General features: G+C 52.7%; 9 protein-coding genes. 5 read left to right on the top strand and 4 right to left on the bottom strand.

Translation table 11 applies throughout. The features are described 5' to 3' along the window. Positions 1-23 precede the first annotated feature (23 nt). The 5 genes from parE to rraB all read left to right on the top strand — a co-directional run bounded on the left by parE (position 24) and on the right by rraB (position 6,906). Positions 24-1,919 (top strand): DNA topoisomerase IV subunit B, encoded by a 1,896-nt coding sequence (parE, locus tag Q8O77_RS16780; RefSeq protein WP_305555911.1) that lies wholly within the window; start codon positions 24-26, stop codon positions 1,917-1,919. Between the two features lie 30 nt (positions 1,920-1,949). Next, positions 1,950-3,404 (top strand): hypothetical protein, encoded by a 1,455-nt coding sequence (locus tag Q8O77_RS16775; protein ID WP_305555908.1) that lies wholly within the window; start codon positions 1,950-1,952, stop codon positions 3,402-3,404. Between the two features lie 3 nt (positions 3,405-3,407). Further along, positions 3,408-5,696, top strand: coding sequence for a DNA topoisomerase IV subunit A (parC, locus tag Q8O77_RS16770; protein WP_305555905.1), 2,289 nt, complete (start codon positions 3,408-3,410; stop codon positions 5,694-5,696). Between the two features lie 87 nt (positions 5,697-5,783). Next, positions 5,784-6,530: a 1-acylglycerol-3-phosphate O-acyltransferase gene (locus Q8O77_RS16765; RefSeq protein WP_305555902.1), complete on the top strand. Its 747-nt coding sequence runs from the start codon at positions 5,784-5,786 to the stop codon at positions 6,528-6,530. 4 nt (positions 6,531-6,534) lie between these two features. Beyond that, a complete protein-coding gene (rraB, locus tag Q8O77_RS16760; RefSeq protein ID WP_305555899.1) occupies positions 6,535-6,906 on the top strand; it encodes a ribonuclease E inhibitor RraB in 372 nt (123 codons plus the stop codon). A gap of 96 nt (positions 6,907-7,002) precedes the next feature. On the opposite strand, the gene Q8O77_RS16755 is transcribed toward rraB, so the two are convergent. The 4 genes from Q8O77_RS16755 to Q8O77_RS16740 all read right to left on the bottom strand — a co-directional run bounded on the left by Q8O77_RS16755 (position 7,003) and on the right by Q8O77_RS16740 (position 13,886). Then, positions 7,003-7,725, bottom strand: a complete 723-nt coding sequence (locus tag Q8O77_RS16755; protein ID WP_305555896.1) for a carboxypeptidase-like regulatory domain-containing protein — start codon at positions 7,723-7,725, stop codon at positions 7,003-7,005. A 127-nt stretch (positions 7,726-7,852) separates the two neighbouring features. Beyond that, on the bottom strand, positions 7,853-8,884 hold the full coding sequence (locus tag Q8O77_RS16750) for an efflux RND transporter periplasmic adaptor subunit (RefSeq protein WP_305555893.1): 1,032 nt from the start codon (positions 8,882-8,884) through the stop codon (positions 7,853-7,855). Further along, positions 8,877-11,975: an efflux RND transporter permease subunit gene (locus Q8O77_RS16745; protein WP_305555890.1), complete on the bottom strand. Its 3,099-nt coding sequence runs from the start codon at positions 11,973-11,975 to the stop codon at positions 8,877-8,879. Before Q8O77_RS16745 ends, Q8O77_RS16750 begins: the two co-directional genes overlap by 8 nt. Before the next feature lie 159 nt (positions 11,976-12,134). Beyond that, positions 12,135-13,886, bottom strand: a complete 1,752-nt coding sequence (locus Q8O77_RS16740) for a TIGR03545 family protein (protein ID WP_305555887.1) — start codon at positions 13,884-13,886, stop codon at positions 12,135-12,137. Positions 13,887-13,891: the final 5 nt, after the last annotated feature.

The raw sequence follows: 13,891 nt of genomic DNA, 5'->3' as shown, positions 1-13,891 counted from the left end.
TCCTATCAGCCAGTGACGAGACTATGACTGCACAACAATACAATGCCGATTCGATTGAAGTACTAACCGGATTAGAGCCGGTGCAACGTCGCCCGGGAATGTATACCGATACCACCCGGCCTAACCATTTGGGCCAGGAGGTTATTGATAACAGTGTGGATGAAGCCTTAGCCGGACACGCTGATACCGTGCAGGTGATTTTGCATGATGATCAATCGCTGGAAGTGATTGATAACGGCCGCGGTATGCCGGTCGATATTCACCCTGAAGAGGGTGTTACCGGTGTCGAGCTGATTTTCTGCCGCCTGCATGCCGGCGGTAAGTTCTCCAATAAAAATTACCAGTTCTCCGGTGGTTTGCACGGCGTGGGTATTTCTGTGGTAAACGCCTTATCCAGCCGCGTTGATGTGACGGTGCGCCGCGACGGTAATATTTATGAAATGGCGTTTGAACACGGTAATAAAGTAGCAGAGCTGACAGTTACCGGCACGGTAGGCAAGCGTAATACCGGCACCCGTGTACGGTTTTGGCCGACGCCGTCGTATTTTGATTCGCCAAAGTTCTCTGTCAGCCGCATGTTGCATGTGCTCAAAGCCAAGGCAGTGTTGTGCCCTGGTTTAACGGTCAGCTTTGACGATAAAGTGAACCAGCAGCAATATCAGTGGTGTTATCAAAACGGCATTAAAGATTATTTGGCCGAGTCAGTTAAAGACTACATTTGCCTGCCGGAAAAACCCTTTACCGGCAGCTTTAGTGCCAGTACCGAAGCGGTAGAATGGGCGCTGTTATGGCTGCCGGAAGGCGGCGAGCTGGTTACCGAAAGCTATGTTAACTTAATTCCGACCGCTCAGGGCGGTACTCACGTTAATGGTTTACGCCAGGGCTTGCTTGAAGCGCTGCGCGAATTTTGCGAATTCCGTAACTTATTGCCACGCGGCATTAAATTATCACCGGAAGATGTTTGGGACCGCTGTTCCTATATTTTATCGTTAAAAATGCAGGATCCGCAGTTTGCCGGCCAAACTAAAGAGCGCTTATCGTCACGCCAGTCGGCTGCTTTTGTTTCTGGCATAGTTAAAGATGCCTTTAGCTTATGGCTGAATGAACACACTGATATTGCGGAAAGCCTGGCTGATTTTTGCATTAACAACGCCCAAAAACGCTTAAAAGCGGCAAAAAAGGTGGTACGTAAAAAAGTCACTTCCGGTCCGGCCCTGCCCGGTAAACTGGCAGACTGCTCGGCGCAGGATCTTAACCGCACTGAACTGTTTCTGGTAGAAGGTGATTCAGCAGGTGGTAGTGCTAAACAAGCCCGCGACCGTGAATTTCAGGCGGTAATGCCGCTGCGCGGTAAAATACTTAATACTTGGGAAGTGGAATCCGGCCAAATCCTTGCCTCGCAGGAAGTACATGATATTTCCGTTGCCATTGGTATGGATCCGGACAGCGAGGATTTAACCGGCTTACGTTACGGTAAACTATGTATTTTAGCCGATGCTGACTCCGACGGATTACACATTGCTACCTTATTATGCGCGCTGTTTATGCAGCATTTCCGCAGTTTGGTGTCCGCAGGCCATGTGTATGTGGCGATGCCGCCTCTGTACCGTATTGATATCGGCAAAGAAGTCTTTTACGCGCTGGATGAGGATGAGAAAAACGGTATCCTCGACCGGATAGAGGCGGAGAAAAAGCGTGGCAAGGTTAATGTGCAACGCTTTAAAGGTCTGGGTGAAATGAATCCGTTACAATTGCGTGAAACCACCATGGACCCGAATACCAGACGTTTAGTGCAGCTCACTATAGATGATGTAGCGCAAACAATGGAGCTGATGGATATGTTGTTGGCAAAAAAACGCGCGACAGACCGGCGTGACTGGTTGGAATTAAAAGGCGATAAAGCCGCTATCAGTGTGTAACGCGCACCGGACAACAAGGCCCTGAATACCGTGAAAAGATACTTTACTCTGATGCTGTTAGGCTGCTGTGCGCTGTTGGGCGCACCGTTAGCGGCAACTGCGCAGGACGCCGTGCAAGCTGCATCACAGACAACAGTAATAACCACAGACTTGCCGGACTGGTTGCAACAGGTGGCCGCTGAAAAGCGCCGGCAACCGGAAGCGATGCTGGCGCTGTTGCAGCAGCATCAACACGAATTAGACAGCTTAAAGCCGCAGCAGCAAGCTTACTATTACTACCTGCAGGCCGCAATTTTTGACGGCCTCGGCCGGCATCAGCAACAACAACAGGCGGCCGAACAGGGCCTGGCCTTGTTGGGAGGAGAACAATCGGCTTTAAAAGTAAAGCTGTGGTACGAGCTGGGTTTTGCCAGAGAAATGCAGACCGATTATCAGGCGGCGTTGGCGCATTATCAGCAGGGTATAGCGTTGGCAACCTTGCTGGAAGATAAAAAGCAGCTGCTGATGGGGCAGATTAATCAAGCCGCTATTTTCAGTGCGCAAAACCAGGAACAACAGGCTCTGGCATTGCTGCAAGATGTGTATCAGCGCGCCATGCGCTTAAATGACATTGAGCTGTCGGCCGAGATAAACGGCGAGTTGGGCTTGCTGTATGCTTCGCTGGCGTATGAGGATGAAGCGGTAGAACTGCTGCAAACTGCGCTTGGCCTGTATGAGCAACTGGGCTGGCAGAAAAACCAGATCACCGTGTTGTTTAACCTGGCCCGCACTTACAGCTTTTTAGAGCGCTATGAGTTGTCGCTGCAAACCTACAATAAAATGCTGCAAAAAAGCCTGCAGGTACAGGATATGGTTAACCTGTACCATGCCTATTTAGGCCTGGCCATTACCAGCAGTGACAGCGGCCGCTCTGATGCAGCGTTGTCTTATATCAGTAAGGCTGAAGAGTATTTGCCGCAGTTGCAATCCAGCTCACATATGTCTACGCATTATTATGAAAAAGCACTGATTTACCGCAAGCTGAAGCAAACCTCGCTGGCATTGCAGCAGGTGATGTTGTACGAAGACAGCTTAACCGGCGAGGGCATAGCCGCCGACAGCCCAACGCGGTTAAATGTATGGTATTTAAAGGCACAGCTGCTGGCCGACCAGGGCGAATATCAACGTGCTTACCAGCAACTGCACGATTTTGTCTTTGCCTTTCAGGAAGAGCGCAACAAAGAAAACGAGCTGGCAATTGAGCAAATGCGGCTGAACTTTGATCACGAACGCCAATTACAACTACAGCGCTTGCTGGAGCAGGATAACGAATTAAAAGCCTTGCGGCTGGAACAGGCCGAACGTGGCCGGCAGTTACAATTTTTATGGTTGGGCATTCTGGGTTGCACTACCCTGGTATTGCTGATTTTATTGCTGTGGCAGCTGACGCGGCGCACTGGTAAAAACACCGCAGCGGGCACCGATAGCCCGTTGCAGACAGGATAAGCTATGACAGAAACCGTAATATCTCATGATGGCGTAGAGCAGTTACCGCTGCGCCGCTTTACCGAAGACGCCTACTTAAACTATTCGATGTACGTCATTATGGACCGCGCCCTGCCACATATCGGCGATGGGTTAAAGCCGGTACAGCGGCGTATTATCTATGCTATGTCAGAGCTGGGCTTGTCGCATCTGGCCAAGTTTAAAAAGTCGGCCCGTACCGTCGGTGACGTGCTGGGTAAATTTCACCCGCACGGCGATTCGGCCTGTTATGAAGCCATGGTGCTGATGGCGCAGCCGTTCTCTTATCGCTACCCGCTGGTAGATGGCCAGGGCAACTGGGGTGCGCCGGATGACCCGAAATCGTTTGCCGCCATGCGTTACACCGAGGCCAAACTTTCGCGCTTCGCTGAAGTGTTATTGTCGGAATTAGGCGCCGGCACCACCGACTGGTTGCCAAACTTTGATGGCACCCTGGAAGAGCCCAAGGTACTACCGGCCAGATTACCGCATATATTGCTCAACGGTATTACCGGTATCGCCGTAGGTATGGCCACTGATATTCCGCCGCATAACGCCCGTGAAGTGGCGCACGCCTGTGCCGCCTTACTGGATAATCCGCACAGCAGCGTAGCGGACTTAATGCAGTACGTAAAAGGTCCGGATTACCCCACCGATGCTGAGATTATCAGCCCGGCAGCTGACCTGGCAGCTATTTATGAAACCGGCCGTGGCAGCGTAAAAATGCGCGCTGTGTATATGCAGGAAGACGGTGACATAGTTATTACCGCACTGCCGCATCAAACGTCCGGTTCTAAAGTGTTAGAGCAAATTGCCGCCCAGATGCAGGCGAAAAAACTGCCGATGGTCAGCGACTTACGTGACGAGTCAGATCATGAAAACCCGACGCGGATTGTGATAGTGCCGCGCTCCAACCGTATTGATGTTGAACAGTTAATGCAGCATCTGTTTGCAACGACTGATTTAGAGAAAAGCTATCGGGTTAATATTAATATCCTTGGCCTGGACCAGCGGCCGCGGGTAAAAAACCTGCTGGAAATTCTCAGCGAATGGTTAGTGTTCCGCCGCGATACAGTGCGCCGGCGCTTGCAGTATCGCCTCGATAAGGTGTTGGATCGCTTACACGTATTAGAAGGTTTATTAATCGCCTTTTTAAATATTGATGATGTGATCCGTATTATCCGCACCTTTGATGAGCCCAAGCCGGAGCTGATTGCCTTTTTCGGCATCAGCGAGCGTCAGGCTGAAGCCATTTTAGAATTAAAGCTGCGCCATTTAGCTAAGCTGGAAGAAACCAAGATCCGCGGTGAGCAGGATGAGCTGGCCAAAGAGCGTGACAAGTTAGCCGGCATTTTAGGTTCAGAGAAAAAGCTGACCAAATTAATCCGTGATGAGCTGTTAGCTGATGCACAAAAGTACGGCGACGACCGGCGCAGCCCGTTGGTCATGCGCGGTGAAGCCAAGGCGCTGAGCGAGAAAGAGTTGCTACCCAGCGAGCCGGTTACGGTAGTGCTGTCGGAAAAAGGTTGGGTGCGCTGTGCCAAAGGCCACGATGTCGATGGCAATGCATTAAGTTACAAAGCCGGTGATGCCTTTAAAGCGCTGGCCAGCGGCCGCTCTAACCAATTAGCCGTGTTTATTGACTCTTCCGGTCGCAGTTTTGCCACCGAAGCACACGAGTTGCCATCGGCCCGCGGCCAGGGTGAGCCACTAAGCGGCCGTTTTGCCGTGGTGGCCGGCGAATCGTTCGACCATGTATTGTTGGGCGACGATAAACAAACGCTGTTATTGGCCAGTGATGCAGGCTATGGCTTTGTCGCGCAATACAGCGATTTACTCAGTCGTAATAAGGCCGGTAAAGCGGTGTTGAGTTTGCCGACAGGCGCCAAAGTGTTGCCGCCGCTGGTGGTAAAACAGCCGGATACCGACTTAGTGCTGTGTATCTCTAACGAAGGCCGCATGCTGGTGTTCCCGGTGGCAGACTTACCGAAGCTAAGCAAAGGCAAGGGCAATAAGCTGATGTCTATTCCCTCCGCTCGTGCTGCCAGCCGCGAAGAATATGTTTGTCAATTGGCGATAGTGCCGGCAGACGGCAGCGTTACCTTAGTAGCCGGTAAACGTAAATTGGGCCTGAAGGCAGACGACCTGGCGCATTATCACGGTGAGCGTGGCCGGCGTGGTAATAAGTTACCGCGTGGTTTGCAGCGTATTGACGAAATATTGCTGAATCAAAGCGCAGAAAGCGCCAGTGATCAAACCAGCACTGCAGAGTAAAGCCGTTATACTGGGCGCCTTTTTTATGGCGCCCTTGTTTTGCGCCAGTGACAACAGCCGGAATAAAACGGCAAAGCGGAGTGTACGGTGATAGCGGTAGTCAGGTTAATTTTATTGGTGCTGTTTTTTCTTATCAGTACTGTTGCGGGCTTGCTGATTTGTCTGGTGCGGCCATTTCACCCGAATAATGTGTATATTTTTTCGCATTGGTACGGTTGGGTGTCGCGTATTTTCGGCCTCAGCGTGGAAGTGCGCCGTCACGCCAATATCGACCCGGCTACACCCTATGTGTATATTGCCAACCATCAGAATAACCTCGATTTATTTACCATCAGTAACGGCGTGCAGCCGCGTACCGTCACCATTGGTAAAAAAAGCCTGAAGTACATTCCGTTCTTTGGCCAGCTGTATTGGCTCAGCGGTAATATCTTAATCGACCGGCAAAATAAAAGCCGCGCTCTGGGCGCCATGTTAGGGGCGGCAGAGCGGATCAGTAAGCACAATATTTCGGTTTGGATGTTCCCCGAAGGTACCCGCAGCTACGGCCGTGGCCTGTTACCGTTTAAAACCGGCGCTTTTCATATAGCGCTGGAAGCAAAAGTAGCGCTGGTGCCGGTCTGTATGAGCAGCACCCATGACAAGTTCAGGTTCAACCGCTGGAATAACGGCAAGGTGATTATTGAACTGATGGCGCCGGTAGAACTGCCGAAAGAGCAGTTGAATATCCGTGAATTTGCGCAAAATATCCACGCTCAGATGCAGACAAAAATTGCTGAACTTGATAGCGAACTGAGCAACGACTACACTGCCGGTAATATTGCAGCTAAAGAGTAATTTTATGGAAAACTGGCAGGAATTTACCGAAGACACCATCGCCGCCTTGTTAGAAGATGGCAGCGATCCGGATGCGCTTTACACCATTGAACATCACTTCTACGACAAAGACTTCGCCAAGCTGGAAAAGCTGGCGGTCGAGCTGTTTAAGCTGGGTTACGAAGTTACTGACGCTGAAGAAGTCGAGTTTGAAGACGGTGGCAACGCCTGGGTATTCGATGCCATTCGCGAGCAACCGCTGGATGCCGACAGCATAGTGGCCGACGCTATCAAATTAGAAGAGCTGGCGCACAAGCATAAAGTAGAGTACGACGGCTGGGGTACCTATTTTGAAAGCGATGAAGATGAAATAGAGCTGGATGACGACGAAGAATAACGCTTACTGAACACAAAAAAGCCGCTCTAAAGCGGCTTTTTTGTGATTGCGGCGCGGTACTGCTTAAGCAAGCCTGCGCTGCACAGCCAGGCTGAATCAATAAGGTGCGGTATTTTTAATCAGCTCCGGCTGGTTAAAGATACTGCGACTGATGGCGGTCAGATGTTGTTCCGGTTGTTCAAAGTTCACCAGCTCATAGGCCAGTTCCGGGTTATCTAACTCGCATTGCAGCTGTTGCAGCAGAATATCAATACTCTTATGGGTTAATGCCTGATCCGCGCTGATATACCACAGCGCCAGTGCTTCGCCATCGGTTTTCAGGTAAACCTCCTGGCGAAAGTGGTTTTTAAACCAGGCGCGCGTTATCACGCTTTTCGGCGCAAACTGAAACCGGCCCTGCTCATCGGTCACCGCTTCGTCGATATAGTGTGTCTCGCCGTGTGTTAAAGCACGCACCACACAAGCCCCCTGAAAGGGCGCACCGCCACGGGTAACCCGGCCTTTTACTTCAGGCGACAGCAAATGTTCGCGCTTTTTATCCAGCAGCAGTAAGCCGGCAAAATACAGCGCCAGTGCGGCAAACGGCAATACAAAAATCCAGTAGCCGTCGGCATCGGCGCCGCTGCGGTAATTACCGATCCCCAGCACAATAGCCAGAATACCTGAACCTGGCAGCCAGGCCCAGGCGCTGACCACATAGTAATTCAGTAGTTTGCCATATTGTTGTAAGCCAAAGGCGGTAACAAAGCCGATGGCTAATACCACATAAGACAGAAAGAAAGTGCCGATGCAGGCGAAGATAGTCCAACCCAAAGTCATACCGGTTCCTTTAAGCAACGCATTGCTTCGATTAAACAGGTAGGCCTGAGTTTGCATTAATTTAAACTAAATGTAAAACAAATGATTTTATTTGTGGTTAAAAAAGGGCCGCGTGGCAGCGGCCGCTTTAGCTTTGCGATACTGTCTGGCCATCCTGCAGCCGCTCGGCACCGCGGGTGACCACATTCTCACCAGGTTGTAAGCCTTCATCAATGGTCACCCATTCGCCGTTACCATCGCTGACTTTCACCGCTTTGCGATGCGCAACATTATTCTCGTCTACGGTAACCACATAGGTGCCGTCGCTGCGCAGCAGCAGGGCATCACGGTGCACGGTAACCGCCGCTTTAGCATCGCGGGTGGCTACTTTTACGCTCACCAGTTCACCGGCCAGCCAATCGCCGGAGGCGTTACCCAGTTTTAACCGCAGTTCGGCGCGCTGGCTTTGCGCATCTGCCGCCGGGATCAGTGCGCTAACGGCTGCGCTGCCCTGTTGTTGCGCACTGCTGATGCTAAGCGTGTCACCGGGCCGGACAAAGCGCAGGTAGTGCAGCGGCACATAGGCCCGCACTTCCAACTGATAAATATCCTGCAAGCGCAGCAGCGCTGTGCTGCGCGATACATCACCGCCGGCTTCGCGCAGCCTTTGGGCAACTACACCGGCAAAAGGCGCTCTTACTTCTGTGCGGCTGAGCTGATCATTCAGCTGAGCAATGCGCGCTGCCATAATATCGGCATCTGCTTGTGCCAGCTGATAATCCGAGCGGGCTTTATCCAGCTGTAACAGCGAGATGCTCTGGCTTTGCTGCAAATCCTGCAACCTGTTGTACTCACGTTCAAAGTACCCGGCCTGCAATTTGGCCCGTGTATGTTGGGCATCCAACTCGGCTTTTTGCAATTGCAGCGGCAACGGGTCCAGTTGTGCCAGTAAATCGCCGGCTTTTACCAGGGTGCCGGCCTCCGCTACCCAGCTCAGGCGGCCGTCTATACCGGCGGTCAGTTCTGTGTTGTTCAGGCTGTACACCGTGCCGGCCACGTCTATGGTAGGCACCTCATAGGATAAACGGCTTTGGCTAAGTTGCACTGAGGTAACCGGTGCAGTTTGCGCCGATGCCAGGCCAGAGCAAAACCAACAGAGGATAAGTAAAGTATTACGCATTGTGCGCTCCTTGGGCTGAAACGGGGGGAATGGTGCGGCGTAGCGCTACCGGGCGCTGCATTTGTAACACGGCCGGCAGTAAAATCAGCGTGAAAATGGCGCTGACCGCCATGCCGCCGACGATAACAGTTGCCAGGCCGCGGTATATTTCGGCGCCGACGCCCGGGATCAGCATTAACGGCAGCATGCCGAATAAGCTGGTCAGGGTGCTCATATATACCGGCCGGGCGCGCAGTAATATGGCCTGCTGCACTGCATCGTGCCGGCTTAAGCCCTCGCGCTCACCGCTGCGGGTTTGGTCTACCAATAAAATGGCGTTATTGACTACCAGACCAAGTAAAATAATAAAGCCAATCATCGTCAGCAGGTCGAGTGACTGCACCGCAAACAAATTCACCAGCGCCAGAGCAGCGACACCACCGGCAATCGCCAGTGGCATGACCAGCAGCACCAACAGGGCATCACGCAAGGATTTGAACAGGGCTGTCATTAATAACAACAGGATCAGCAGTGCCATGGCAAAATTCAGCAGCATTTCATCGATGGCAGAATTCATCTGGCTGGCATTACCGCTCAGCAGCAGGCTGGCACCTTGCGGCAGAGCTTGTTGCATCGGTGGCAGCACATGCTGCTGCAGAATATCCATGCTTTCATCCAGCGACATTCCCTCCGGTGGCCGCACTATTAAGCTGATAGTGCGCTTACCGCCAATGCGGCGCAGCTGTGATGGCCCTACGGTTTGGCGCACATAAACCAGGTCAGACAGCGTTTGGTTACCGGCCCGTGGCGTGACCACCGGCATCGCGGCCAGCTGCTCCGGCGTTTGCCAGGCCAGGGCGCGTAAAATGACATTCATGCGATCGTTACCATCAAAATACTCCGACACAAACAAGCCGCTGGTAAAGGCCTGCACATAGCCGGCAATGTCAGCGCGGTTTAGCCCGGCCTGGCTGATGGCTCTGTCGTTGGGCAGCAGTTGCAGCTCCGGTTCAGCCATATCCAGTGCCGGTACCGGCTGGGCACTGCCGCCCGGTAAGTGCTGCTGTACGGCATCAACGCCAATGCGGGCGGCTTTTATCAGCTCTGCCAGCTCAGGCCCCTGCAGGTTCAATTCTATATTGCGGCCATCGCCGCCACCGGAGACGTTAATCATTGAACCGCGGAACAAAAATACCTGGGTATCGGGGATGCCGGCAAATACTTCGTTGCGCACCAGCGCCATTAATTGCTCAACCTGAGTCGGGTCGGCGGCGTAAATAAAACCGCCGCTGGCATTAGGGCCGTAAGAGTAAAAGTTATAACTTTTAATGCCGGGCGTTTTGCCGCCGCTGTAATAAGGCTCCAGCCGCTCTACTACGCGGTTAGCCAGCTCCTGCTCAAGAAATTCGATATTGCCGCCCGGTGGCAAACTGAAATTAAAGAAAAAGCCGTCTATCGGTGCCCGTGGCATAAAGTCAGTGCGTGGCAGCAACAGCAGTGTCAGCGCTACTGAGCCCGCCAGCAAGCCGGCGACCCAGCTCAGGCGTTTACTGCTGCTGTTGGTCAGGCGCAGGATCAGCTGGCTTAAACGCTGCCAGTACGCGGCAAAAGGGTCAGCTTGTTGCTGTGCCGGCAGCCAGTAACGGCTGGCCAGCGGCACCACGGTAATGGCGGCAACAAAGCTGCTGCACACCGCGACCGATAAGGTCAGCGCCAGGTCAGAAAACAACTGGCCTTCAATGCCGGCCATAAACAAGATAGGTAAAAAGATCGCCACTGTGGTGGCGGTAGAGGCCAGCAGGGCGCCGCTAACCTGGGCTGCGCCGCGCAGGGCAGCTTTTTTATCATCCATGCCGCCGCTTTTTAAACGCAGGATATTTTCCTGCACTATGATGGCGGCATCCAGCACTAAACCCACTGCAAACGCCAACCCTGCCAGTGAAATAACGTTAAGGCTGCGCCCCAGCAGTTGCAGTGCCAGCAGGGCCATCGCCAGCGACAGCGGAATTGTCAGCGCAATAATGGCAGTGGCGCGCCAGCCGCGCATAAATAGCCACAGCAGTGCCAGCGCCAGCAGTACGCCAAGGCCTAAATTGCTTTTTACCAGCGCCAGTGCATTGCGGATATGTACTGAAGCATCAAAGCTTAAATCCATCATCAGGCCGGCCTCAAGCAGCGGGCCCTCGTTCAGCTCTTTAATGGCCAGGTTAATATCATCCAGCAGGGCAACGGTATTGGCGTCATTATTGCGCGCCACCGTAATATAGTAAGCGTGGGCGCCGTTGCGCAGCGTAAAGCCGGTACGATCACTAAAGCCGGTCTCTGCTGTGGCAACATCGCGCAGGTATATCGGCCTTTCGCCGCTGTAAGCGAGGATCATATCGCCCAGCGATTGCGGGGTAAATTGGCCGGCAAAGCGCACGGTATACTGGCGCCGGCCAACATCGGCAAAGCCGCCGGAAGCATCCGTAGCGGCGCGGATTTGTGTGGCCATGCTGTTAATGCTCAAGCCCAGCGCTGCGGCCCGCTGCGGATCAAAGCTGATGCGCAGCTCACGCGGGCGCTGGCTGTTTAAATTAACCTGGCCTACGCCCTGAATACGGCTTAAACGCGGATACACCACATCTTCAATCAACTGTTGGTAACGGGCGACATCCTGCATCTTGTTGCCCGGTAACGGCCGGATCAGGATAGAGGCGGCATTCGGCGTATTTTGTCCACCGCCGGCTACTACTGTGGGTTCGAAGGCATCCAGTGGTAAGGGCGGAGCCTGGTTCAGATTATTAATTACATCCAGCGTAGCCTGCTGCATATCGGCGCCAACATCGAAGGTTAGCGTAATGGAGCCAAAACCGCGTTGAATGTTGGTTTCTACCTTCACCACACCACGGGTATTTTTAATGGCGTTTTCTATCGGCTCAATAATCACCGCTTCCACTTCCTGTGGTGCTGCCGAGCGCCAGCCGGTAAATACCGATATTTGCGGTTGTTCAATATCCGGTGTGATCTGGATTGGTAATTTCAACAGGCTGATCACACCAAACAGTAAAATCAGAATGGCGATAACAATAATACTGGCCGGGCTTTTCAATGCCGCGCGGGTAAGGTTCATGCGCGTGATTCCATGCACTTATGTGGCCTGAAATCTAAGCGTTGGCAGAATAAAAGCGATAGCAATGGGGCAAACGGAGGCAATTATGCGCCCGGCGGGGGCGCATTAATAAAGCCTTACAAGCTGTAACACCCGGTTACAGCCTGTAAGCAGAGCAGCTTAGTTACCACCACCGAGTTTATTCAGCAGTTTGTCTTTCAGCTTATCTTTGGCCTGGTCTTTTACATCGGCCAGTTTGGCATTCAGCATAGTCTCAATACTGCTGCCGGCATCTGTTACTGCGCCATCTTGCTGTGTCAGCAGTGCCGCCCAGTCTTGTTGGCCGGCCAGGCCGCTTTGCAGCTGGCTGTTTAGTTTAGCCTGTAACTCGCTTTGGTAAGCGGCCACTTTTTGTTTGGCTTCACCCAGCAGCGCATCGCCCAGCAATTTATCCAGCGAGGAGCGGATACTCACATCCGGCGCGCTGACTAAGCCGGTGGTGGTAATATTAAACGGAATTTGCTGTTGTTGGTTCAGTAGCCCGGCCAGCTGTTGCAGATACTTATTGCCGCTGCTGTTAAAGTTTGCTGCGTTTAATACGACATTGGCTTGTTGCGTGATCCGGTTATCGGTCAGGTTAAGCTTGCCGCCTGAGCTGATAAGCCCGGCTGCCAGATCCAGCGCGCTGTCACCTTTACCTAAAGTCATCGGCTGCAGGTTTAAGCCATCGAGCTGCCAGTTCAGGTTAGTTACCATTTGCTGCAAAATGGCAAAGTCGCCGCTTAAGTTAAATGCTGCCAGTTGCGGCAACTGTTTTACATCCAGCGAGAACTTAGTTGCGCTGTTAATCAGCGCATGCTGGGCGGTAATATCCTGCAAGGCGATGGTGGCTTCACCACCGCCAATCAGCCAGTTAACCCGCGCCTGTTTTACCCAAAAATCGGGGTAAGGCTGGCCCGGCAAGGGCAAAATGCGGTTGGGCAAGATCACTTCCGGCTCTGCACTGTTTTCCGCCGTCGATGCTGTTTTTTCCGGCAGGTAAGGCTTAGCCAATAAATACAGGCTTTGTAATTGGGCAATACGCTGACCCCATAAGTCGCCAAGCAGAATTTGGCTGATGCCGGCTAAACCGCCGTCGCTTAAATTCGCCAGTTGCTGCACTTTGGCGTAATCCTCGCTGCTGGCCGCCTTTAGCTCAGCAACCGCTTGTTGCAGGTTGTCTTTGCTTAGTGTCAGTTGCTGCTTTACCTGATCTACTTTAGCTTTTTCGGCGTTCAGTTTATCTTTCAGCTGTTGCAGCTGCTGTGCTTTGGCGGCCAGATCGGCGGCGTTGGCAATTTTGCTGTCGGTCAGGGCTTTAATCTCAGCCTGGTACTGCGCCAGGGTATCTTTAGTCGGCAGTTGGTCCTGCAGGCCTTTCAGTTGTTGTTGCTCTGTGGCGGCTAACTGTTTTAACGCTTCAGCTTTGGCCGGGGTTTGCAGGTTAGCCCGGCCGATCAGCTCATCGGCATCGGGTAAATCAACCTGCAGCAGTTTGGCTATATCAACTTTTTCGCCCTCAGCGCCGGGTTGGCGGTACACGGCACCTTCACTGCTACGCTGTGCACCGTATTGCAGGCCATCTACTGTAAGCTCTTCAATAACATAATAACCCAGCAGGGCCGGCCATAACTCCAGCGCGGCACGGGCGTGGCCAAAGCTTAAACTGTTGTGCGTGGGCTTTGCCGCATCGGTTATTTGCAGGTTGTTTACCCGCAGCGCCAGCGGCGCCAGCTCAAGCGATACCTTGCTGATATTCACCTCAGCACCGACGGCTTTTTCCAGGCTATACACCATGCCAATACGAATAGCCGGGCCGGCAAACAGATACACCAGCGCCAGTAAGGCGGCAAAGAACACAATAAAGACTAACCAACCGGATTTACGGATCATGTTGT

The organism is Rheinheimera sp. (assembly GCF_030690345.1).
Lineage (GTDB): Bacteria > Pseudomonadota > Gammaproteobacteria > Enterobacterales > Alteromonadaceae > Alishewanella.
Note: the sequence above shows the minus strand (reverse complement) of the source record. Positions and strands in the feature narration are given on the sequence as shown.